Source organism: Corallococcus interemptor (assembly GCF_003668875.1).
Taxonomy (GTDB): domain Bacteria; phylum Myxococcota; class Myxococcia; order Myxococcales; family Myxococcaceae; genus Corallococcus; species Corallococcus interemptor.
In genome coordinates this window covers 1-21580 of the sequence record NZ_RAWM01000151.1, presented here as the reverse complement: position 1 = coordinate 21580, position 21580 = coordinate 1, and the positions used below count along the sequence as shown (strand labels likewise).

Here is a 21580-nt window from a genome sequence, read left to right as displayed (position 1 = left end):
GCGCGGCGGCGGGCTTGGACGGGGGCGCGGGTTGCTTGGGGCCGGAGACGGGGCCGTCCGGGGCCGCGTTGCGCAGCACCTGTTCGAACTTCGCCCAGTCCTCCTTGAAGTGCGCGGGGTCCGGCAGCCCCTGCTCGCGGTGCTTCAGCGACGGGGCCCAGCGCAGGGCGTACGCCTCGCCCACGTGGAAGCTGGGCGGGGGCGGCACGCCGTAGGTGGCCGGGTCGAAGAAGGCGTCGTCCAGGTCCTCGAAGCCGTACGCGCGCGCCTTCTGGATGAAGTTGGGGATGATGCCCGTGGGCGCGTGGTAGCCCAGGATGTTGCCGTGCTCGTCCTTGGCGACGGGCGTGAAGACGAAGATGTCCTGGGTGCGGTACTCGCCCTTCTCCGTGAGGGGCAGCACCTCCGACAGGGCAATCGTCTTGCGGCTGCCGTCGTGGAGGCGCTCGCAGCAGATGACGAAGTTGATGGCGCTGGCCACCTGGGCGCGCACGGCGACCATGGGCAATTCCACGGACGACATGAGGCACAGGGATTCAATGCGGCGCAGCGTGTCCGTGGGCGTGTTCGCGTGCGTGGTGGCCAGCGAGCCGCCGTGGCCTGTGTTCATGGCCTGCATGAGGTGGAAGGCCTCGCCGCCGCGCACCTCGCCCACCACGATGCGGTCCGGGCGCAGACGCAGCGCGGAGTGCAGCAGGTCTCCCATGTCCACGGCGCCCTTGCCGAACTTGTCGGCGGGGCGGGATTCGAAGGCCACGATGTGGGACTGGTTGAGCTGGAGCTCGGCGGAGTCCTCGATGGTGAGGATGCGCTCCTCGTCCGGGATGAGGGACGAGACGATGTTGAGCAGGGTCGTCTTTCCGGAGCCCGTGCCGCCGGCCACCAGCATGTTGAGCTTGGTGGCGATGCCGGCCTCGATGAGGCGCGCCATGGGCCGGGTCAGCGACTTGAACTTCAACAGCGAGTCGATGGTCAGCTTGTCCTTGAAGAACTTGCGGATGGAGATGGTGGTGCCGTTGCGCGCGATGGGCGGAATCACCACGTGGATGCGGCTGCCGTCGGGGAGGCGCGCGTCCAGGCGGGGGCGCTCTTCCGAAAGGGGGCGGCCCACGAACTGGGCCATGTTGCGCGCGGCGCCCAGCAGGCCTTCGTCGGAGAAGGACGCATCCGTCTTGATCAGCCGGCCCTTGCGTTCAATCCACACGTCGGTGGGGCCGTTGATCATGATTTCCGACACCGACTCATCGTCCAGGTAGGGGAGGACGGGCTTGAGGAAGGCGCGGAGTGACTCGGTGTACATCGTCATGGCGGACGCGAGGCTAGCGCGCCCGGGCCCGGGCCCCAAGCTCCCGCCCTGAGTGCCTGCTCGCTTTCCGGTGCGGCGTTCCGGCACGATGGCTTCCACGGGGGCCCTCCGCCCCTGCTCCCGAGGAAGGGGTTGCGGCCCATGCGCGGTCCCTGGTGGTGCTGCCTGGTGTCCTGGCTTGGAGGCTGCGCGTCCTCCGCCGCGCTCGACCCGGACCTGGTGCGGCCCGCGCCAGGGGCCCCATTCCTGGAGGAGATTCCAGGGCCCCTGCTGGGACCGTACGACTCGGCCTCGGATGCGCTGCTGGCCGCGTGCGGGAAGATCCTCTCGAAGCCGTACGCCAGCGCGGGCCGCCCGGATCATCCCAGCTTCAGCACCCACTGGCGTGTCTCCAGCGAGTACTGCGCATGGCTCTACTACACGCCGGAGCATCAGTACGCCGTCAGCCGGCTCACCGACCAGTCGAAGGTCGATCCCGCTCAGCGGAGCAAGAGTTGCCTCCTGCCCTCCAAGGTCGCGGATGCGCGATATCCCGCTGACTCCATCCGGTACATCTACGCCCTCCACAACCACCCCTACGGCAGTGCGCTGTCCTCGAATGACCTGCGCTTCATCGTTTCCGAGGGCCGGGTGCATGGCTTCGAGGCCGAAACGAAAGGGGGACGCGTGAGGCTCTCCATTGTCGCGTTCTTCTCCAACGCGATGGAGCCGGCGTCGTGTGACGGCTTCCACCAATACATTCCCCTCACGGGCCAGTTGCTGAAGTGGACACGCACCGCATCGGCGGGGTGGCAATGCGAGCAGACGGGGCGCGTCACATGGCACGATGCGGACGCATTGGACTTCACCCTCCAGAAACTCCAGGGCCCCTGCCTGAGAGGGGCGGGACCATGAAGCGGCTGCTGTTCGTGGGCGCGGTCCTGTGCGTTGGATGTTTGCGGCGCGAGGCGACTCCATCCGACTCGCTGGCGTCGGAGGACCGCTCCATCGTCTTCCCGGAGATGTTCGCGCGCGAGGCGGTGCCCGTCGGGGCTCCGGGACAGCCGTACGCGCTGGAGGGGAAGCTCGTCCGGGCCCTGCTCGTGGCCGCCGATGACTTCCTTCCCCGTCAGCACGAGGGACAGTCCTGTTGGAGCCGGCGGGAAGCCCACCGCTTCAAGCTTCTTCGTGAAGGAGACCTCGTCTTCATTCGCATGGACCTGGACCCGCGCGCCTGTGAAGCCGGAGGGCTGCTGCTTGACGGTGGCGCCACCTACGCGGTCCGGCTGTCGGACGGACGCATCCTGCGGCGGCACCACGATGGCGAGCCGGATGCGCCGAACGTGTCTGGCAACCCTGATGCAGGCGTGTCCCCCGGCCCTTCGGACCCGTCCATTCCCGTGGGCGACACCTCCTGGGGTGAGCCTCAGCCCTCGTTTCCATCCCAATGGTTGGACGCTGGCAGCCCTGCTCCCTGAACAGGCCGCCTCAGGACGCGCGCCCTGGTCTAGGGTGTTGCCCCCACGGAGGGACGTGAATGAGCCTGGCGGATGGGTTGCCCGAGGATTGGAAGGAAGTGCTGCAGGACGCCATCCAAGCTCCGTCGTTCAAGGAGCTGGAGAAGTTCCTGCGCAAGGAGCGCCAGGAGCACACCGTGTTCCCGTCGGAGGAGGACCTGTTCTCCGCGTTCCGCCTCACGCCCTACGCGGACGTGCGCGTGCTGCTGCTGGGCCAGGACCCGTACCACGGCCCGGGTCAGGCCCACGGCCTCGCCTTCTCCGTCCAGCCCGGCGTGCCGCCTCCGCCCTCGCTCGTGAACATGTTCAAGGAACTCCACACCGACGTGGGTGCTCCGAAGCCTCGCGATGGTTCGCTCATCCCGTGGGCGAAGCAGGGCGTGTTCCTTCTCAACACCGTGCTCACCGTGCGCCAGGCGTCCCCCAACAGCCACGCGAAGCACGGCTGGGAGCCCTTCACCGACGCCGTCATCCGCGCCGTCAGCGCCAAGGAGGACCCCGTCGTCTTCCTGCTCTGGGGCAAGCCCGCGCAGAAGAAGAAGGCCCTCATCGACACCGAGCGCCACGTCGTGCTGGAGGGCGTGCACCCCTCGCCGCTGTCCGCCAGCAAGGGGTTCTTCGGAAGCAAGCCCTACAGCACCACCAACGCCGCCCTGAAGAAGCACGGCCAGCACACCATCGACTGGGAGCTGCCCTCGTAGGAGCGTGCTCGGAGGGTTGGCTATAGTGCCCGCCCACGATGGCCACCTCCTTCCTCGAAGAAGCCGCACGCACCCAGGCCGCTGAAGCCGTCGCGGCCATTGAGTCCCAGACCGCCGCGGAGGTGGTGGTGGCCGTCCGGCGCGCCTCCAGCGACTACGCCCACACCGATGCCCGGCTGGGCGCGGCCGTCGCCTTCGTCGTCCTGGGGGTCCTCCTGTTCATCCCGCAGGAGGTCCACCTCTACGCCTTCCCGCCCGTGGTGCTGCTGTCCTACGCCGCGGGCGTGATGGGGGGCCGCCTGCTGCCGTCGCTGCGCCGCGCGCTCACCCCGCGCAAGCTCCAGGAGGACTCCGTGCGCACCGCCGCGAAGGCCGCCTTCACGGAGCTGGGCGTTTCGCACACGTCGCGCCGCACCGGCATCCTGGTGTTCGTCTCCCTCTTCGAGCGCCGCGTGGAGGTCGTCACCGACTACGGCGTGGACCCCTCGCTCATGGGCGCGGAGTGGCAGGAGGCCCTCACGCAGCTGTCCGCCGCGCTCGCCGCGTCCCCCGCGCCGGAGCCCTTCTTCCAGGCCCTGCGCCGCATCCAGGCGCCGCTGTCGCGCGTGCTGCCCCGCCTGGAGGATGACGTGAACGAGCTGCCGGACATGCCCGGAGCCGTGGCGTGAGGCGCTCCACGTCCGTCCTCCTGCTCGCCGTCGCGCTGTTCCTCGGGCTGGGGCTCGCCGCGATCCCAGACGCGGACGCGCGCCCCGGTGGTGGCAGCACCTATCGCGGCTCCAGCCGCAGCTCGTCCAGCAGCCGCAGCTCGTCGAGCAGCCGCAGTTCGTCGAGCAGCCGGTCGTCGTACAGCTCCGGCAGCCGCTCCTACAGCTCCGGCTACAGCTCCGGTGGTTCGTCGTCCTCGGGCGGGGGCGGGGCGTTCGGCGGCCTCTGCCTGCTCATCGTCGTCCTGGGCGTGGTGGCCATCGTCCTCATGAACGTGCAGTCGAGCAGGGGACGGAACGACTGGAGCACCACCGCGCACCACGCACCCCCGCCGCCCCGTCGCCAGGGCTCGCTGCGCACGAAGCTCGCGCACCTGGCGCGCGTGGGGCCCAAGGGGTCGGACGGATCGACGCAGCCGTTGGATCCGGAGTTCTCCATCGTCCTCTTCGAGGACTTCGTCTACTCGCTCTTCGCCCGCGTGCACGAGGCGCGCGGAGGAGGGCGGCTGGACACGCTGGGCGGCTGGCTGTCCGACGCCGCCATCGCCTCGCTCCACGAACTGGGCACCCCGGAAGCGGTGAAGGCCGTGGTCGTGGGCGCGGTGACGTACGAGTCCGTGGAGGGCGTGAGCGCGAACAGCCGGCGCGTGCGCGTCGTCCTGCGCTTCGAGGCCAACTACACGGAGGTCTTCTCCAACTCCGAGCAGAGCTGGTACGTCGCGGAGGAGTGGCTGCTGGAGCGCGACACGTCCGCGAAGTCCCGGTCCCCCGAGGACGCGCGCGCGTTCAAGTGCCCGAACTGCGGCGCGCCGCTGGAGTCCGTGCACGGTCACAAGTGCTCGTACTGCGACACGGTGGTGAACACCGGCGAGTTCGACTGGGTGGTGACGCGCGTGGCGTCCCTGGAGCGCGAGCGGCGCGGGCCCCAGCTGACCGGCACCACGGAGGAGCAGGGCACGGAGCTGCCCACCGTGAAGGACTCGCGCGCGCAGGAGCGGTTGAACGCGCTCCTGCACGACGACCCGGAGGCGACGCCGCTGGCCCTGCGCAAGCGCCTGGAGTTCATCTTCCACGAGATGCAGACCGCGTGGGCCCAGCGCGAGTGGAAGGGCATGCGGCCCTTCCTCAGCGACAACCTCTTCCAGACGCAGCTGTACTGGATCAACGCCTACCGTCAGGCGGGCCTGCGCAACATCACGGAGAACGCGCACATCACCAACATGGTGCTCGCGCGCGTGACGCGGGATGCGTACTACGACGCCGTCACCCTGCGCGTGTACGCGTCCAGCCTGGACTACACGGTGCGGGACCAGGACGGCCAGGTCGTGGGCGGCAGCCGTTCCCGCGAGCGCGCGTACAGCGAATACTGGACGCTCATCCGGGGCCGGGGCGTGCGGGGCAAGCCCTCCACGCAGAAGCAGTGCCCGTCGTGCGGCGCCCCGCTGTCCATCAACATGGCGGGCCACTGCACGCACTGCCAGGCGCGCGTGACGTCCGGCGAGTTCGACTGGGTGCTCAGCCGCATCGAACAGGACGAGTCCTACCAGGGCTGAACCCCGGTCCCTTCATGCACACGCCTCAGGTGTTGTCGCTGCTCGGTCTCCTCGTCACGGCCACGCCCCAGCCCTTCGCCGCCTGGTTCGATGCGCGCGTGAAGGCGGAGAAGCCGGAGGTCCGCGAACGCTTCCAGCTCGACCTGGACGGCGATGGCCGGGAGGACGACGTCGTCTGCTACGACTTCAAGGACCCAGAGGGGCCCGGCACCACGACGCCCGTCATCCTGGTGGGGCTGGCCACCGGCGAGCGCTTCGCCCTGCGTGGCGAGGGGCTGGGGCCCATGACCGTCCAGTGCCCCAGCGCGCCTTCCCCGAAGGCGACGTCCCTGCACCTCGGCGGCAATGGCCTGACGGGCTTCGTGGCCGGGGCGTCCCTCCGGTTCGACAAGAAGGGGCCCCTGCTGACGAGAGTCAACTCCGGTGACCGGTACCACTCGCGGAGCATGGACCTGGTGTCGCAGCGCATGGAGTTCTCGTCCTACGAATACTCCGAATCGCAGACCGAGGACCCGGTCCCGAACCGATCCGCCGCGATGCTCGCCTCCGGTGCGAAGGACCCGGCGCCGCCCGCGCCGGTCTGGGTGAGCTGGGGGCAGAAGAACTGGAGTGGCGCCGCGGACGCGGACCTGAAGGCACAGTGGTTGCGCAAGGGCGACACGGTGACGCTCCTCGCGACGCTCCAGGACGACCAGCCGGTGCCGGCCGTGGGTGCCAGCGCGAAGGCCATCCTCGCCGCGGATCACCTGGAGCTGTGGTGGCTCGAATGGAAGGAAGGCACGCCCCGGCCGGTGCAACTGGGCGTGGCCCGCACCGTTGACGGCAAGACCGTGGCCACGTGGTTCCAGCCACCCAGCCGCAAGAACACGCCGCTTCCCTCCGTGCGGTGGACCGCGCCGGACCGGCTGGAGGTGGACCTGCCCATGCGCTGGATCGTGCCCACGCGGTTGGATCAGCCGGCCACTGACACGGGCGAACTGGAGCCTCCTTCCGGGCAGGCGGACTTCACGGTCGTCTTCTCCGACAGCGACGGGAAGGGCCAGGAGACGCTCGTCTCCACCACCGAGAAGCGGCCCGGCTCCGGAAGCTTCAGCGCCCTCTTCATCTCGGAGCCCGGGAGCCCCTATCCCCGGTTGAACAAGCGCGTCTTCTCCTGGGTGCCCGTCAAGCAGCGCTCCACGCTGCGTGAACTCGTCGGCCCGTAGCCGCATCTCCCCGGGACATCCACGGCGGGGACACTAGGATGCGCTGCATCATGACCGCGCCCTTCCTCGCCGCCACCCTCGTTGAACCGCTGGAACCCGGGCACTACCGCTCGCGCTACGAGGCGGCCTGGTATCAGGGGCGGGGCGCGTACGGCGGCGTGGTGGCGGGGCAGGTGCTGCGCGCGCTGGAGCACCACCTCAACGACCCCAAGCGGCCCGTGCGCTCCTTCACCGTGCACTTCTGCTCGCCCGCGGCCGAGGGCGTGGCGGATCTGCACACGCGCATCGAGCGCGCCGGCAAGCTCGTCACCCACGCCACCGCGCGGGTGGAGAGCGGCGGCGCGGTGGTGGCCGTCGCCACGGCGACCTTCGGCGCTGCTCGCGGCGGAGCGCCCGAGTACATGGAGTTCGTCATGCCGAAGGTTCCCGCGCCCGGCACGCTCGAGCCCATCCCCGACGACACGCCCATGCCGGACTTCTGCCGCTTCTTCGAGTACCGCTACTGCGTGGGCTCGCCGCCGTACTCGGGGGCTTCCGAGGCGGAGGTGGGCGGCTGGCTGCGGCCTCGCGTTCCCGCGGCGCTGGACGCGGCGTTGTGCGTGGGGTTGATGGATGCGTATCCGCCGTCCGTGCTGTCTCGGATGGACGGCTTCCGCGCGGCGGCGTCCGTGGACTTCAGCGTGCAGTTCTTCCAGACGTTCCCGGTGACGGGCATCGCGCCGGACGCGCAGTACCTGCGGACGGGCCGCTCGCGTCAGGCCGCGGAGGGCTACACGGAGGAGACCCAGCTGCTCTGGGCGCAGGACGGCACGCTGCTCGCGCAGTGCCGGCAGCTGGTCGCCGTGCTCGGCTGATCAGTCCTCGCGGGACACCAGCTCGGCCACCACGGCGTGGTGGTCGGACACGGCGTCGGGCAGGCGCGCATAACGGGTGAAGCGCAGGGCGTGGGAGCCCAGCACCTGGTCCAGGCGCTGACGCGCGTTCGGGATGGGATACGTGGGTTCGCCATCCGCGGGCGTGTGCAGTCCCAGCTCCGAGCACAGCCGGTCCACGGGTCCGCCCACGTCCTCCGCGTTGAAGTCGCCCATCACCACGCGAGGCCGCTCCGGCCGCTGACGCAGGGCCTGGATGAGCTGATCCACCTGACGCCGCCGCACCGCCGCGGAGAACGGATCCAGGTGCAGGGACACGACCTCCAGCCCATTTCCCACCGCGAGCGTGGCGACGACGTAGCCCTTGTCCACGCGCCGGTCGCGGCCGAAGTGCGCCGAATCGCATGACTCCAGCGGATGCCGGCACAAGAGCGCGGTGCCCTGCGCGAACAAACCTGGGACGCCGGAGTGCACGCCGTGATGCACGTGCGGATAGCCCGCCTGCTCCGCGATGTGGGCCACCTGATCCACGCCCCCACTGAAGAGGCTGGACCTGTCCGCCTCCTGAAGCGCCACCACGTCCGCGCCCTCACGCGCGAGCAGCGCCGCCATCTGGTTCAACGTGCCCAGCAGCGCGGACCGCCGCCGCAGGAAGGGCATGGGCACGGCGAACGGCGCCCCGTGGGCCACGTTCAGGGTGAGGACCTTGAGTCGCACGGACTCAGTGGGACCACGTAGTCCCGTGCGCCGGCAAGCCTGTACAAACCTGTCCGGCAGCCGGAGCGGAAGCCTGTCCGGCTGTCTGCCAGGCTGAGGGCCACGGCGTCCCGAGACGCGACGGGCCTCGAATGCATCGGACGGCAGGGTGCGCATCTTCCGCAAGGAGTGTCCGTCCTGAACGCTGCTCCTCGCTACGAAACGCTGTTCAAGGCGGGTGACCTGGAGGGGGCCCGTCGTGAGGCCCTGCTCGCGCGCGAGCGCAGTGCCTTGGACTGGCGCGCGTTGCTCACGCTGGCCCGGCTGGCCCTGGTGGACGGGGAGGATGCGCTCGCCGGGTCCCTGCTCCTGGGCGTCTCCCGCGCCGGTGCGGACACGCAGCCGGAAACCCGGCTGGTGGCCGCGGCGCTGCACACGCGGCGCGGTGAGTGGCCCCAGGCCCTGGCCCTGTACCAGACGCTCCTGGCGGAGCCGGAGCCCCCCACCGAGGCCTACTTCGGCCTGGGCTACGTCCGGATGGAGCAGGGCGACGCGACCGCCGCGCAGCCGGCCCTGTCGAAGGCCGTGGCGCTGGAGCCTCGCGTGGCGCTGCATCACTTCCAGCTCGCGCGCGCCCTCTTCCTGCTGGACCGGATGGAGGAGGCCTTCGCGCACCTGGAGCGGTCACTGCACCTGGATCCCTGGCACGCGCCCAGCTACCTCGTGTTCGCTCGCGCCCTGGAGGCGGGCGGAGAACTGGAGGCGGCGGAGGACCTGCTGCGCCAGGGCCAGAAGGCGGTGCCGGATGACGTGGGCCTGCTCAAGGCGCTGTCGGACGTGCGGCTCGCTCGGGGCAACGTGCGCGGCGCGGTGTCCGCGGCGGAGGCTCGCGTGCGCGTGGAGCCTGAAGGCGTGGCCGCGTTGGGACACCTGGCCCGCCTGCGCGTGACGGAGCGGCGCTTCGTGGAGGCCCTGGAGCTGTGCCTCCAGCTGGAGGCGCGGGGCTTGTCCACCGGCCTCAGCCGCTCCGTGGAGGCGCTCGTCTTCGAGGCCGTGGATCCACCCGACGTGCAGCGCGCGCTCGCCGCCTGGCGCGAGGCCGTGCGGCTGTCACCGGACGACTGGATGCCCGCGTGGCGCCTGGGCCTGCTGCTCCTGCGTCAGGGAGAGGCCGGCCCTCCGGAGGCCGTGGCACCGGCGCGCGCGCCGCTGGAGGAAGCCCACCGCCGCGCGCCGCACCGCCCGGAGCCCGTGCTGGCGCTGGCGCGGATGGAGGCCCTACTTGGTGAGCGGGACGCCGCGAAGGAGCGGCTGACCGTGCTGCTGCGAAAACCCTCGCTGGAGCCCGAGTGGCGCGAGCGCGCGCAGGCCCTGCTCTCCGAACTGGACTGAAGAACTGCTCAGGCGGCGAGCTGCTTCTGCAGCAGCCGCGTCAGCTCCGCTGGATCCACCGGCTTGGGCAGCAGCTCCGCGCCGTAGCGGATGGCCACGGGCAGCAGGTCGTCCAGCTCCGAGTGGCCGGTGAGGAAGATGAACGGCGCGCGGCACTCCTGCAGCTCTCGCATGGCGACGAGCACGTCGGAGCCGTTCATGTCCGGCATGTTGTAGTCGCACAGGATGGCGGCGATGCCGGAGAGGTCCAGGTGGAACGCCTCCGCGGGCGACTGCACCGTGAGCACCGTGTAGCCCGCGTCCCGCAGGGTGTCTCCCACGGTGGCGAGGACGAAGAGGTCATCGTCGATGACCAGCACGGTTGGCATGGGCGGCCCTCCAGCGCCTGACCGGCGCGGCGATGCACGCGAGTGTATCCGAGCCCATGCACCCTCGCGCCACACCCCCACGGTACAAGTCGCCGGGGTCGGGTCCACCCACGTCGGAGGGTGTGCGCGCGGACAACGCTCAGGGGCTCAGGGCTTCGCGGGCGCCGCGGCGGTGGCCGGAGACGGGATGAGGATGAGCTGCTCCTGGGGTGGGTTGAGGTACTCGGCGCCGGTCTCCGTCACGACGGCCATCTCCTCCACGGAGAGGATGCGCAGCGCGTCCGGGCTGCTGCCGTCCTTCCACGCGTAGAAGCCGTCGAAGGCGAACACCTGGCCGGGCTGGAGCTTGCGCAGCGCGGAGCCCGCGGGCGGCTTGCCGGACGCGGCGCCGGACAGGGCGGGGCCGGCGTCATGGGCCCAGTAGCCCACGGGATGGCCGGTGCCCCACATCACGGGCTCGGAGCCCGCTTCGCGCATCCAGTCGCGCTGGGCCTTGTCCACGTCGTAGCCGCGCACGCCGGGCTTCATCGCCGCGAGCGCGATGCGGCTGCCCTTCTTCGACTTCTCCCACTTCGCCAGCGCCTCCGCGGGCGGCTGCTTCTCCCCCGGCGCCAGCACGTACGCGAAGCGCTGGATGTCCGTCACCCACGTGCCGCCCACGCGGATGCCGAAGTCCGTCTGGATGAAGTCCCCCGGCTGGATGACGCGGTCGGTGGCGTTCGAGTGCCCGCGCGTGGGCCCGCTGTTCACGTTGGGGTTCTGGTCCGGCTGCCACCCGTCGCCCACGCCCAATTCCGCGATGCGCTTCTTGAGGAAGCGCGCCACGTCCGAGTCCCGCGTCTTGCCGGGCACCACGGTGCGGTACGCCTCCTCCTCCAGCTTCGCGGTGATGTCCGCGGCCTTGCGCATGATGTCCACCTCCTCGGGCGTCTTCACGGACAGCCACTCGGAGACCAGGTCCTCGGAGGACACCAGCTTCTTGCGCAGCGCCGGGGACAGCGCCGCCTCCAGCTTCGCGCGCTGCGTGGCGGACAATCCGTCCGCGATGGACATCCGCTCCGACGAGTTGATGGCCACCTTCGCCGGCTTCGCCTTCGCCAGGCGCGCGGCGACGAGCGCGTGCACGTCCGCGCCGCGCTCGAAGGCCACGACCTCGTCCACCACGGCCATGTCCCTCAGCGCGGTGGCCTCGCCCTCGGGGGAGAGCGCGGTGGAGCGCACCGAGTTGCCCTCGCGCAGGAACAGGAACGCGGCGGTGCCGCCCGCGTTCTCCCCACCGACGTGGGCGGCGAGCGGGTCGTTGTCGTTCTCGCGGCAGAGCACCACCCACGCGTCCACGCCCGCGCGGGCCATGGCCTGCGGCAGCAGCTTCTGGATGCGCTCCTTGCGCACGCGCGGCCACGCGCCTTCCGCGGCGGGCACGGCGGGCGCCGCGTGGGCAAAGGAGGCGAACAGGAGGGCGGAGAGGAGCACGGGCCGGACGCGCGTCGTCATGGGCAAGACGTTCCTTCGGGTGGGAGGCGCGCGGATTGTTTCATGGCCGCGCCGCGCGACAACCCACGCGCCGTGCCTTGCGCGTGCGCTTCGCAGGGTAGTCCCGGAATCAAGAGCCATGGCCGGGACGTAGGCCTGTCCGGCGATGGACGCGGCCCTGCCCCCGGGTCGCGGGCGTGGGTGGCTGTCTGTCATTGCGCCGGGACCGCCGGGTGGGCGCGGAGGACGCCAGGGCTTGCGAGCGTGCGCGTCGTCTCCAACCCCGGAGTCGCACATGCGTGTCGAAGAACCCAATGCCGCCGCCGCGGAGTACGTCCATGGCAACGAAGACCGGGAGCTGCGACGGATCCTGCTCCAGGCCCAGGTGTACGCGCCGCTGACGGAAGGCGTGCTGCGCTCGGCCGGCCTCAAGCCCGGCATGCGCGTGCTGGACGTGGGCTGCGGCGCCGGGGACGTGTCCTTCCTCGCCGCGGAGCTGGTGGGGCCCTCCGGGGAGGTCGTGGGCGTGGACCGCGAGGCCCGCTTCCTTGCCCGCGCCCGGCAGCGCGCGGAGGCGCGGAACCTCTCCCACGTGCGCTTCCTGCAGAGCAGCCTGGAGGCCCTGCCCGCCGGCGCCCCCTTCGACGCCATCGTCGGCCGGCTGGTGCTGATGTTCCAGCCAGACCCCGTGTCGTTCGTCCGCCGCATGGCGGAGCACCTGCGCCCCGGCGGCGTGATGGCCGTGCACGAACTGGAGCTGGCCGCCATGGGCCTGGCGCACCCGAAGCTGCCGCTGTTCAACCGCGTCTGGAGCTGGATGCTGCCCACCTGCGAGCGCACGGGCATCAAGGTCCACATGGGCCTGGAGCTGGTGTCCACGCTGCGCAGGGCCGGCCTGGTGGTGGATGACGGCGTGGTGGGCGGACGGCTGGGCGTGACGCCGGACGCGGAGACGACGCACGCCCTGGTGGAGACCGTGCGCACGCTCTTGCCCCACATGGAGCGGCTGGGCGTGGCCCTGGCCATGGAGGTGGACATCGACACGCTGGCCGCCCGCCTCACCGCCGAGCTGCGCGCGAGCCAGGGCGTGCTGGTCCCCAGCCTCATGGTGGGCGTCTGGGGCCACCGTCCAGGGCCCGTCTGACGCGGACTGCTTCGCACGACTTCACGAGCGGCGGGGGAGTGGGTCGCTTAGAGTGGCCTCATGGCAAAGACGGCATCCCGCAAGTCCCCCGCGAAGGCGAAGAAGCAGCCCGCGAAGGCACCGGCCCGGCCGGTGAAGGCGAAGGTGGAGAAGGTGGAGCCCCGCCGCGCCTCCGCCTCCTCCCCGAAGCCCCCCGTGCTGGAGGCCGAGCCCGTCTTCGACTCCAGCCCCGAGCCCGCCGCGCCCAAGCGCCTGCCCGCGGGCGAACCCCAGGGCCGCGTGCTGCCCTTCGAAATCGACCCGGCCCAGCTGGAGGCCGGCTTCAAGAAGCTGCGCGGCGAGCTGGTCCACTGGACCAACAAGGGCCGCTACACCAAGGTCCGCTTCAAGTTCCGGGGCAAGCAGCTGCTGCCCGACCTGCCCCTGGCCGCCGTCGTCGCGGCAGAGGGCCTGTCCTTCTACTGGGGCGGCATCCTGCGCGTGCTCGTGGCCAACGTCGTGGGCAAGAGCGTGTTCGAGGTGGAGCTGGTCAACGACGCGGACAAGCGCGTCCAGGCGGGCCGCGAGGCGCTCCTGTCGGGTGACGTGGACCAGGCGCTCACGCTGTTCCGCGAGGCCCTGGCCATGGACCGCGACAACGCCAGCGCGCACCTCAACGTGGGCGTGGCGCTGAAGCTGCGCGGCGACCGCGAAGGGGCGCTCGCGGCGTTCGAAACCGCGAAGTCCAAGGACCCCGAGGGCGGTGTGGGAGCGGAGGCCGAAAGGCTGGCCGCGAGCCTGCGTCCGAAGGGTTGAAAACGGGCTGAAAACGCACCGCCCGTTTGTTCCATCCGGGTGCCCCGGAAAGGCCCTCTCCGACCCCCGGAACCGGGCGGGCGGGCAGCCGTGGCGAATCCCCCTGTTTCCCTTGTTGACTGAGGGAAATCCGGGGGTTACGAACACTCTTCCATCGGGCGGAGCCCCCCTCGCGCGGGGCCCGTCCGCACCTTCCAGAGCCCATGGCTGACGACACCACCGACACGCCGGCAACGCCCCCCGCGCCCCCTCCGTCGAGCGGCGCCGGGGAGCTCATTCCCATCAACATCGAAGACGAGATGCGCCGCTCGTATCTCGACTACTCGATGTCCGTCATCATCGGCCGCGCGCTGCCCGACGTGCGCGACGGCCTGAAGCCCGTGCATCGTCGCGTCCTCTTCGCGATGAACGACCTGGGCAACCTCCACAACCGCGCCTACAAGAAGAGCGCGCGCGTGGTGGGTGACGTCATCGGTAAGTACCACCCGCACGGCGACTCCTCCGTCTACGACGCCATGGTGCGCCTGGCCCAGGAGTGGAGCCTCCGCTACCTGCTGGTGGACGGCCAGGGCAACTTCGGCTCGGTGGACGGCGACTCGCCGGCGGCCATGCGTTACACGGAAGTGCGCATGGAGCGGCTGGCGGAGGACCTGCTCGCGGACATCGACAAGGAGACCGTCGACTTCGGTCCCAACTACGACGACTCGCTGGAAGAGCCGCTCGTCCTGCCCGCCAAGTTCCCCAACCTCCTCGTCAACGGCAGCAGCGGCATCGCGGTGGGCATGACCACCAACATCCCGCCGCACAACATGACGGAGGTCATCAGCGGCACGCTGCACCTGATTGAGAACCCGGGCTGCACCGTCCTGGACCTGATGGAGTTCATCGAAGGGCCGGACTTCCCCACCGCCGCCATCATCACCGGCCGCGAGGGCATCCGCCGCGCCTACGAGACCGGCCGCGGGGCCATGACCATCCGTGCGCGCACGGAGATTGAAACGAACAAGAAGGGCGACCGTGAGGCCATCATCGTCACGGAGATCCCCTACCAGGTGAACAAGGCCCGGCTGATTGAGAAGATCGCCGAGCTGGTGCGCGAGAAGAAGCTGGAGGGCATCAGCGACATCCGTGACGAGAGCGACCGTCAGGGCATGCGCATCGTCATCGAGCTCAAGCGCGACGCCATCTCCCAGGTGGTGCTCAACAACCTCTTCTCCATGACGCAGATGGAGACGACGTTCGGCGCGGTGATGCTGGCCATCGACGGCGGGCAGCCGCGCACGCTCAACCTGAAGGAGCTGCTGGACCGCTTCATCGCGCACCGCCGCGACGTGGTGACGCGCCGCTCGCGCTACGAGCTGCGCAAGGCGCTGGCGCGCATGCACATCGTGGAAGGCCTGCTCGTCGCGCAGGACCTCATCGACCTGGTGGTCAGCCTCATCCGCGCGTCCCGCGACCCGGATGAAGCGCGCTGGGGCCTGATGCACATCCTGTCGCCGGAGCTGTACACGCGCGAGCGCTTCCAGAACCTGGAGCGCATCGACTACGCGAAGGCCAAGGCGCAGATGGAGCTGCTGGTCAGCCGCGCGCGCAACGAGGAGCCGGCCTACGGCGGCCTCGAGCACAAGTACGAGGGCGCGGGCTTCAGCGAGGACCAGGCGCAGAACATCCTGGAGATGCGCCTGCAGCGCCTCACCGGCCTGCAGCGCGAGGAGCTCTTCAAGGAGCTCATCGGCCTGGTGCGCGACATCGCGCGCCTGCGCGACATCCTCGCCAACGAGAAGAGCCTGCTCTCCGTCATCAAGGCGGAGCTGATGGAGATCCGCGAGCGCTACGGCGACAAGCGCCGCACGGAGATCACCGGCGCGGTGGATGAAATCACCAGCGAGGACCTCATCGCCGAAGAGACGATGGTGGTCACGCTGTCGCACACGGGCTACGTGAAGCGCTCGCCCCTGTCGGAGTACCGGGCGCAGAAGCGCGGCGGGCGCGGCAAGACGGGCGCGGGGACGAAGGAGGACGACTTCGTCACCAAGGTGTTCGTGGCCAGCACGCACGCGTACCTCATGCCCATCACCACCAAGGGCAAGCTGTACTCGCTGAAGGTGCACCAGATTCCGCAGGGCAGCCGCACGTCGCGCGGCAAGGCCATCGTGAACCTGGTGCAGTTCGGGGAAGGGGAGCGGCTGGCGCAGGTGCTGGTGACGCGCGACTTCCCGGAGAACCGCTACGTCTTCTTCGTCACGAAGAAGGGCGTGGTGAAGCGCACGGACCTGAGCGCGTTCGAAAGCGTCCGCGCCAGCGGCATCATCGCGCTGGGCATCGACGAGGGCGACGAGCTGGTGGGCGTCATGATCACCGACGGCACCAAGGACATCCTCCTGTCCACGGCCACGGGCATGAGCATCCGCTTCAAGGAAGAGGACGTGCGCTCCATGGGCCGTCAGGCCTACGGCGTGAAGGGCATCACGCTGGAGGACGGCGACGAGGTGGTGGGCGCGGACCTCCTGGACAAGGAGCCGGAGGAGGGCCAGGAGACGGCGGAGCAGGGCAGCGCCATCCTCACCGTGACGGAGAACGGCTACGGCAAGCGCACGCAGGGCGGCGAGTACCGGCAGCAGGGCCGTGGCGGCAAGGGCATCATCGACATCAAGACCACCGAGCGGAACGGCCGCGTGGTGGGCGTGGTGCAGGTGAAGGACAGCGACGAGGTGATGCTCGTCACCAACGGCGGCATGCTCATCCGCATGAAGGTGAAGGAGATCTCCGTCATCGGCCGCAACACGCAGGGCGTGCGCCTCATCGCGCTGGAGAACGGCGAGGAGAAGGTGATGGCCATCTCCAAGCTGCCCGAGGGCGAGGAGTCCGAGGAGGAGACGGAGACCACGACGCCGGTGGAGGGTGCCGAGGCCGAGGCCGCGCCGGTGGAGGCTGCTTCCACGGAGGCGGCTCCGGCGGAGGACGCGGGCGCTGCTCCGGCCGGTTCCGAAGGTGAGCCCGGCTCGGAAGGCTGAGCCCAGGCGCTGGAAACACGGGAGGGCCGGGTCGGTGACCCGGCCCTCTTCGTTTGTGCGCGAGGACTACTTCTGGGTGAGGTCCTTGGGCACGGTGAGGCCGGCGGTCTTCTCGTCGATCCAGAAGATGTTCATGACCCACCAGCGCTGGCCGTCGTTGAAGAGCTGGATGCTGTTGACGCCCTTGGCGATGAGCGGCCCGTCCTGCGTGCCGCGCGCCTCATAGGTGCTCATGACCTGCACCAGGCCTCCGAAGGCGTGCGTCTGGCGCGCAATCTCCTTCTCGAAGAAGCCGTGCGTCGCGGTGCCTTCCTTGCCCCACGTCACGTAGTCCTCCGGGGTGATGGGGCGGGCCGCGAGGGTGGTCGCGCCCGGCGGCTTCACCAGCGGGATGAGCTGGGCGCCCGGATAGAAGAGGGAGCGGAAGCGCTGCCAGTCGCGAGGCGCGCCCGCCGGTCCGCTGATGACGTCGTAGAGGGCCTTGAGGATGGCGTCCTGGGACTTCACGTCCTCGGGCTTCGGCTTGGGCAGCGCGGCGAGCGCGGCCTGCGTCCGGTCCGCGGCGGCCTTCAGCGGGTTCGGCTTCTCCGGAGCAGCGGGGGCGGCGGCTGGGGCCTTGGGCTGCGGCGGAGGCGCGGCAGGGGCCTGGGCGAAGGACGCGGTTCCCAGCAGGACGGCACAAGCGACGAGCAGGCGCGACATGGGGACTCCCGGAAGTGGGGGAATGACGGCGCGGGAGCCTAGCCTCGCGGCGGGAAGCGCCGCAGCCGCATCGGGCGTCCTGGAGTCTCCATCGGACGGGAGCCGGTGCTTGGCCTGGCCGGGGCCGCACCGTAGTGTGCCCGCGTCATGGCCTTCCTCTCGCTCGATGCCCTCACCCTGAAGTTCCTCGGCGCGGCCGCCCCGGCGGTGCGGGACGTGTCCCTGACGCTGGAGCCGGGGGACGTGGTGGCGCTGATGGGCACCAGCGGCTCTGGCAAGACGGCGCTGCTGCGGCTTGTGGCGGGCCTGGAGCAGCCGACGTCCGGCACCCTCACGCTCGCGGGCCGGGTGGTCGCCGGGCCGGACACGTTCGTGCCCCCGGAGCAGCGCCCCCTGCGCCGCGTCCTCCACGACGCGGAGCTCGAGTCCGGCCTCACCGTGCGCGACGTGGTGATGGGCGTGCAGCCCCAGGGCGAAGGCCTGGCGCACGCGCGCGGCCTGCTGGCGCTGTTCCAGCTGGAAGACCTGGAGGCGCGGGTCTGCGGCACGCTCTCACGGGGACAGCGGCAGCGCGTGCTGCTGGCCCGCGCGCTGGCCTCCGGCACGAAGCTGCTGGTGCTGGATGAGCCCTTCGCCGGCATGGACGCGGGCCTGCGCGCCACCGTGCTCGGGGAGCTGCGCCGCGTGCTCAAGGCCCGAGGCGCCGCGGTGCTCTTCGCCACGCACGACGTGGCGGACGCGCTGGCCTTCGCGGACCGGCTGGTGCTGTTGCGCGGGGGCACGGTGGAGCAGCAGGGCACCCCCGAGTCCGTCTACGAAGCGCCGCGCACCGCCTTCGCCGCGTACTTCCTGGGCGGCACCAACCTGCTGCCCGGCTCCGGCTTTGGCCGCGTCGCGCGCACGGCCCTGGGCAACCTGCCGCTGAGCACGGAGGCGCGCGGCGAGGTGATGCTCTCCCTTCGCCCGGAAGCGCTGCGGCTCGTCCCCGACACGGACGGCGTCGCGGTGGGCGGCGCGCTGCGAGCGGAGATTCTGGAGCGGGCCTTCCGGGGCGCGCACGTGGACTTCACCGTGTCCTGCGCGGGCATGGCGCTGGTGGTGCGCACCGCCGCTTCCGCCCCTTTTCGCGAAGGTGGCCGCGCCCGCCTGGAGGTCGCGGGCCGCGCGGACGTGCTGGAGGAGACATCCGGCCAGGCCCGCTAGCCCACCAGGCGTGCAGTCGCGCGGCACGGATGGTGCAATCAGCCGCGTCCCCCATGCGTAGGGAGGGGTATGAACATCGCAGGCCTTCGAGGAATGGGAACCCGCTTCTTCCACTACGTCCGCGACCCCAGGGTGGCGACGTGGCGCAAGCTGGCCGGGCTGCTGGCCGTCCTGTACTTCGTGTCGCCCGTGGACGCGATTCCAGACTTCATCCCCGTGGTGGGCTGGCTGGACGACCTGGGCGTGCTGTCCGCCGCCGCCTTCTTCATGGTGCGTGAGGTCCAGCGCTGGCGCCCCGCCGCGGTGGCCGGGGAGCCGGCGCTCGACGGCCTCCCGCGTGACGAGGAGGGCCGCGCGCGCGTGCCCACGCTGCGCCGGCACTCCTAGCCGTCAGTCGTTGCCGCCGCGGCGGTCCTCGAAGTGCACGAAGTCGATGAGGAACGTCGCGGCCACCACCAGCGTGCGCACCAGCGGGTCGCGCAGGCCGTCGAACCGGACGCCGAAGTTGTCGGCGTCCGTGAACAGCTCCTTGCCGAACCCGCTCCACTTCTTCGCGATGGTGCCCACCTCGCGCCCCTGCTGCTCCACGTTGAACGTCCACGGCCGGAAGAACGGCCCGTTCAACCGGGCCAGCTCCTCACCGCCGGGCCCCAGCACCTCGTAGGCGCGGGTGAAGAAGCGGAAGCGCTGCTGGATGGCGCCCAGGTGGCGCCCCTCGCCGTCCTCCACCTCCAGCCGGGACAGCCAGAAGCGCCACGGGCGGCGCAGCCGCAAGAGCGTCTCCCCGCTCGCGGACTTGAGCTCCATGGTGAAGGGCCGCTTCGCCTTGAGGAAGCCGCGCAGGAGGAACAGGCCCAGCCCGCTGCCCACCTCGCCCGCGAAGAAGAGCGGACCGCCGTCGTCGCCCACCACCTCGTAGCGGTTGCGGCCCTCGAAGCCGGTGAGGATTTCGCCCCACTCCTTCACCTGCCGCACGCGCAGCGTGCGCTCATCACGCAAGAGGGTCAGCGCCTGGGACTCGACGGGCATGGGAGGCTCCGGGGAAGGCTGAAAGGGGAACAGCGGCCGCGGTCTAGAACTGTCCCAGCACCGCGAGCCCCATCCCCCCATGGCGCCCCATGGCCGCCGGGAAGATGGAGACGGCCGGGACGTCATCTGGCGCGTCGAAGTCGCGCGTGAGGAGCGTCGCGGTCCCCAGGCCGGCCACCACGCCCGCGGCGGTGCCCACCAGCAGCGCGTCCCCGTGGTCGTTGTCCAGCGCCAGGAACAGCGCGCTCAAGCCCACCAGTCCGCCCAGGATGCCGCCCGCGTCGATGAGCAGCACCCGCCCCTGGGAGATGTCCAGATTGCGTGACACCAGCGCGAAGGTGACCAGGCCCGCGCCCACCACGCCCTGCTCGAGGGCGACGAAGTCGCGCGTCTCACCGCTCTGGGTGGCCAGCAGCAGCCCCGCCACCACGCCCGCCCACAGGCCGCCGGAGTTCGTCAGCGACACCTGGCCCGCGGTGGGCCGCGCGAACTCCGCCACCAGGATGCCCAGGCCCGTGAAGCCCAGCGCCCCCGCCATCACCGCCCCCGTGGAGCTGTCTCCGTCCAGGTCGAAGGAGCTCCCGGATGCCAGGCCGTAACCGAAGCCCCACAGCGTGCCGGAGTTGATGGCCGCCGCCTGGCCCTGCGTCAGCCCGCCCCGGGTGGCGAGCATCGAAATCGCCGCCCCCGCGCCGCCGCCCAGGAGCGACACCGCCACGAACGCGCGCCCGTCCTGGCAGTTGGAGATGGAGCACAGCATGGCGCCCTGGGTGATGCCGTGCAGCGTCTGCACGACGGTCAACGACGCCCGGGCCCCCTGCGACGGTGGCTCCTTCGGAATCACCCCTGGCTCCGCCACCACCGGCCGCGCCAGCGTGTCCTGCGCCAGCCGCGCGCCCGGCTCCAGCCGCGTCCGCGCCAGCCGCGCCAGCTCCGGCGCGTACGGATGACCGGGGCACACCAGCATCACCCGCTCCAGCAACTCCAGCGCCTGGGCGTCCTGGCCATGCACCAGCGCGTCGAAGCCCGCCGCGTAGTCGGAGTCCGCCGCGCAGGCCTCCTCACCCGCCACGAGCGGCGGAGCGGACATGGCGCCGGGAGGCGCGGAGCCTCCCTGCGGTGAAGGACCGGGCTGCGCTGCGACGAGGACGGCCAGGATGAAGGGCGCGAGGACCATGCGGCCGTCCACCCTAGCCGACCCCCGGGAAAAGACGGGAGGCGCGGGGACGGCCTACCGCGTCACCAGCGTCTCCAGGTGCTGGCGGAGCGCGGCCGTGTCACCCAGCCGCCCGTCCAGGCCCGGAAGGGGCTTCGCGGCCTGCTCGATGCGGCCCCGCGTGCGCGGACCCGCGGCCACCAGCCACGCCACGCCCAGCGCCAGCTCCGCCACGTCCGGCGCCTGGCCCAGCTGCGTGGCCAGCGCGAGCAGCGCGTCCACGGCCTTCTTCACCTGCGCGCCGTGCAGCGGGTGGCTGCTGGTGATGCCCTCGCGCAGGAGCACCAGCAGCACCCGCGCGGTGGCGCGGGCCTGGCGCACCGGCTCCGGCCCTTCACCCGTGCCGGCCCACAGCCCGTTCGCGAGCTGCCGGCCCAGGAGGCTCCCCACGTCCTCGGTGGCGAGGGGCCCCTCCGCCACGGACAGCGGCTGGATCTCCTCCTGCTCGTAGAGCACCTCCGCCTTGTCCTTCCGGCCGCGCGGAGCACCCTGCGCGGAGGGCCGGGCCTCCAGCTCGGCGGCCGTGAACAGCTTCGACGCGGACTTCAGCCGCTCGAAGAGTCCGCCCTTCGTGTTCCTCGCGGACTCCTGCTCCCTGCGCTCCACGTGCTCGGCACTGCCTCCCATGGGCCCGGCGCCATCCGCGAACGCGTGGAAGGAGGATCCCGTGGTGGGCTCCGCCTCCAGCGGGGGGGCGAAGGCGGGGGC

Annotated in this window: 20 protein-coding genes and 1 pseudogene; 13 read left to right on the top strand and 8 right to left on the bottom strand. The window is 70.9% G+C overall.

From position 1 onward, the window contains the following. Positions 1 to 1306 (bottom strand): TadA family conjugal transfer-associated ATPase (locus tag D7X96_RS33915; RefSeq protein WP_244219819.1); only part of this gene is annotated, 1306 nt, incomplete at its 3' end. Positions 1307 to 1447: 141 nt separating this feature from the next. On the opposite strand from D7X96_RS33915, the gene D7X96_RS33910 reads away from it, so the two are divergent. The 7 genes from D7X96_RS33910 to D7X96_RS33880 are packed head-to-tail and all read left to right on the top strand — an operon-like array spanning position 1448 to position 7822. Next, on the top strand, positions 1448 to 2200 hold the full coding sequence (locus tag D7X96_RS33910) for a hypothetical protein (RefSeq protein WP_121771611.1): 753 nt from the start codon (positions 1448 to 1450) through the stop codon (positions 2198 to 2200). Beyond that, positions 2197 to 2763 carry a hypothetical protein gene (locus D7X96_RS33905; protein WP_120551846.1) on the top strand — a complete coding sequence of 189 codons (567 nt, stop codon included), beginning with the start codon at positions 2197 to 2199 and terminating at the stop codon, positions 2761 to 2763. The genes D7X96_RS33910 and D7X96_RS33905 overlap by 4 nt, the downstream gene beginning before the upstream one ends. 59 nt (positions 2764 to 2822) lie before the next feature. Further along, a complete protein-coding gene (locus D7X96_RS33900) occupies positions 2823 to 3503 on the top strand; it encodes a uracil-DNA glycosylase (RefSeq protein WP_120551847.1) in 681 nt (226 codons plus the stop codon). A gap of 38 nt (positions 3504 to 3541) precedes the next feature. Next, a complete protein-coding gene (locus D7X96_RS33895) occupies positions 3542 to 4171 on the top strand; it encodes a hypothetical protein (RefSeq protein ID WP_121771610.1) in 630 nt (209 codons plus the stop codon). After that, a complete protein-coding gene (locus D7X96_RS33890) occupies positions 4168 to 5763 on the top strand; it encodes a TIM44-like domain-containing protein (protein ID WP_121771609.1) in 1596 nt (531 codons plus the stop codon). The genes D7X96_RS33895 and D7X96_RS33890 overlap by 4 nt, the downstream gene beginning before the upstream one ends. A 14-nt stretch (positions 5764 to 5777) precedes the next feature. Next, positions 5778 to 6968 carry a hypothetical protein gene (locus tag D7X96_RS41265; RefSeq protein WP_244219818.1) on the top strand — a complete coding sequence of 397 codons (1191 nt, stop codon included), beginning with the start codon at positions 5778 to 5780 and terminating at the stop codon, positions 6966 to 6968. A 50-nt stretch (positions 6969 to 7018) separates the two neighbouring features. After that, positions 7019 to 7822, top strand: a complete 804-nt coding sequence (locus D7X96_RS33880) for an acyl-CoA thioesterase (protein ID WP_120551860.1) — start codon at positions 7019 to 7021, stop codon at positions 7820 to 7822. Here D7X96_RS33880 and D7X96_RS33875 read toward each other — a convergent pair whose 3' ends face one another. Further along, complete coding sequence (locus D7X96_RS33875) at positions 7823 to 8557, bottom strand: endonuclease/exonuclease/phosphatase family protein (protein ID WP_158626665.1); 735 nt, start codon at positions 8555 to 8557, stop codon at positions 7823 to 7825. It abuts the gene before it with no gap. Between the two features lie 168 nt (positions 8558 to 8725). On the opposite strand from D7X96_RS33875, the gene D7X96_RS33870 reads away from it, so the two are divergent. Then, positions 8726 to 9928 carry a tetratricopeptide repeat protein gene (locus tag D7X96_RS33870; RefSeq protein ID WP_244219817.1) on the top strand — a complete coding sequence of 401 codons (1203 nt, stop codon included), beginning with the start codon at positions 8726 to 8728 and terminating at the stop codon, positions 9926 to 9928. An 8-nt stretch (positions 9929 to 9936) separates the two neighbouring features. Here the strand turns inward: D7X96_RS33870 and D7X96_RS33865 are convergent, their stop codons facing one another. Together D7X96_RS33865 and D7X96_RS33860 are read right to left on the bottom strand one after the other, a co-directional pair. Continuing rightward, on the bottom strand, positions 9937 to 10296 hold the full coding sequence (locus D7X96_RS33865) for a response regulator (protein ID WP_121724339.1): 360 nt from the start codon (positions 10294 to 10296) through the stop codon (positions 9937 to 9939). 147 nt (positions 10297 to 10443) lie between these two features. Continuing rightward, complete coding sequence (locus D7X96_RS33860) at positions 10444 to 11790, bottom strand: M24 family metallopeptidase (protein WP_199747117.1); 1347 nt, start codon at positions 11788 to 11790, stop codon at positions 10444 to 10446. A 274-nt stretch (positions 11791 to 12064) separates the two neighbouring features. On the opposite strand from D7X96_RS33860, the gene D7X96_RS33855 reads away from it, so the two are divergent. The 3 genes from D7X96_RS33855 (at position 12065) to gyrA (ending at position 16722) form a co-directional block, all read left to right on the top strand. After that, complete coding sequence (locus tag D7X96_RS33855) at positions 12065 to 12913, top strand: class I SAM-dependent methyltransferase (RefSeq protein ID WP_158616300.1); 849 nt, start codon at positions 12065 to 12067, stop codon at positions 12911 to 12913. Positions 12914 to 12973: 60 nt separating this feature from the next. Continuing rightward, positions 12974 to 13708, top strand: coding sequence for a tetratricopeptide repeat protein (locus D7X96_RS33850; protein ID WP_121771607.1), 735 nt, complete (start codon positions 12974 to 12976; stop codon positions 13706 to 13708). A 203-nt stretch (positions 13709 to 13911) separates the two neighbouring features. Beyond that, complete coding sequence (gyrA, locus tag D7X96_RS33845; RefSeq protein ID WP_120551854.1) at positions 13912 to 16722, top strand: DNA gyrase subunit A; 2811 nt, start codon at positions 13912 to 13914, stop codon at positions 16720 to 16722. Positions 16723 to 16788: 66 nt separating this feature from the next. Here the strand turns inward: gyrA and D7X96_RS33840 are convergent, their stop codons facing one another. Next, complete coding sequence (locus D7X96_RS33840; protein ID WP_121725081.1) at positions 16789 to 17424, bottom strand: nuclear transport factor 2 family protein; 636 nt, start codon at positions 17422 to 17424, stop codon at positions 16789 to 16791. A gap of 147 nt (positions 17425 to 17571) precedes the next feature. On the opposite strand from D7X96_RS33840, the gene D7X96_RS33835 reads away from it, so the two are divergent. After that, on the top strand, positions 17572 to 18627 hold the full coding sequence (locus tag D7X96_RS33835; protein ID WP_121725080.1) for an ABC transporter ATP-binding protein: 1056 nt from the start codon (positions 17572 to 17574) through the stop codon (positions 18625 to 18627). A 93-nt stretch (positions 18628 to 18720) separates the two neighbouring features. Then, positions 18721 to 19014, top strand: coding sequence for a YkvA family protein (locus D7X96_RS33830; protein ID WP_233610207.1), 294 nt, complete (start codon positions 18721 to 18723; stop codon positions 19012 to 19014). 3 nt (positions 19015 to 19017) lie between these two features. On the opposite strand, the gene D7X96_RS33825 is transcribed toward D7X96_RS33830, so the two are convergent. The 3 genes and pseudogenes from D7X96_RS33825 to D7X96_RS41260 form a co-directional block, all read right to left on the bottom strand. Further along, positions 19018 to 19656, bottom strand: coding sequence for an LURP-one-related family protein (locus D7X96_RS33825; protein WP_120551858.1), 639 nt, complete (start codon positions 19654 to 19656; stop codon positions 19018 to 19020). A 43-nt stretch (positions 19657 to 19699) separates the two neighbouring features. Continuing rightward, entirely contained in the window at positions 19700 to 20833 is a 1134-nt protein-coding gene (locus D7X96_RS33820) for a hypothetical protein (RefSeq protein ID WP_121771606.1), read from the bottom strand. Between the two features lie 54 nt (positions 20834 to 20887). Next, a pseudogene (locus D7X96_RS41260) lies at positions 20888 to 21580 on the bottom strand (VIT domain-containing protein); the annotation flags it as partial.

Bases quoted from the DNA above. Each gene is read 5' to 3' on its own strand.
- D7X96_RS33910 (WP_121771611.1), top strand. From the start codon at position 1,448: ATGCGCGGTCCCTGGTGGTGCTGCCTGGTGTCCTGGCTTGGAGGCTGC.
- D7X96_RS33850 (WP_121771607.1), top strand. From the start codon at position 12,974: ATGGCAAAGACGGCATCCCGCAAGTCCCCCGCGAAGGCGAAGAAGCAG.
- D7X96_RS33820 (WP_121771606.1), bottom strand. From the start codon at position 20,833: ATGGTCCTCGCGCCCTTCATCCTGGCCGTCCTCGTCGCAGCGCAGCCC.
- D7X96_RS33840 (WP_121725081.1), bottom strand. From the start codon at position 17,424: ATGTCGCGCCTGCTCGTCGCTTGTGCCGTCCTGCTGGGAACCGCGTCC.
- D7X96_RS33830 (WP_233610207.1), top strand. From the start codon at position 18,721: ATGGGAACCCGCTTCTTCCACTACGTCCGCGACCCCAGGGTGGCGACG.
- D7X96_RS33880 (WP_120551860.1), top strand. From the start codon at position 7,019: ATGACCGCGCCCTTCCTCGCCGCCACCCTCGTTGAACCGCTGGAACCC.
- D7X96_RS33855 (WP_158616300.1), top strand. From the start codon at position 12,065: ATGCGTGTCGAAGAACCCAATGCCGCCGCCGCGGAGTACGTCCATGGC.
- D7X96_RS33865 (WP_121724339.1), bottom strand. From the start codon at position 10,296: ATGCCAACCGTGCTGGTCATCGACGATGACCTCTTCGTCCTCGCCACC.
- gyrA (WP_120551854.1), top strand. From the start codon at position 13,912: ATGGCTGACGACACCACCGACACGCCGGCAACGCCCCCCGCGCCCCCT.
- D7X96_RS33825 (WP_120551858.1), bottom strand. From the start codon at position 19,656: ATGCCCGTCGAGTCCCAGGCGCTGACCCTCTTGCGTGATGAGCGCACG.
- D7X96_RS33895 (WP_121771610.1), top strand. From the start codon at position 3,542: ATGGCCACCTCCTTCCTCGAAGAAGCCGCACGCACCCAGGCCGCTGAA.
- D7X96_RS33905 (WP_120551846.1), top strand. From the start codon at position 2,197: ATGAAGCGGCTGCTGTTCGTGGGCGCGGTCCTGTGCGTTGGATGTTTG.
- D7X96_RS41265 (WP_244219818.1), top strand. From the start codon at position 5,778: ATGCACACGCCTCAGGTGTTGTCGCTGCTCGGTCTCCTCGTCACGGCC.
- D7X96_RS33860 (WP_199747117.1), bottom strand. From the start codon at position 11,790: ATGACGACGCGCGTCCGGCCCGTGCTCCTCTCCGCCCTCCTGTTCGCC.
- D7X96_RS33900 (WP_120551847.1), top strand. From the start codon at position 2,823: ATGAGCCTGGCGGATGGGTTGCCCGAGGATTGGAAGGAAGTGCTGCAG.
- D7X96_RS33835 (WP_121725080.1), top strand. From the start codon at position 17,572: ATGGCCTTCCTCTCGCTCGATGCCCTCACCCTGAAGTTCCTCGGCGCG.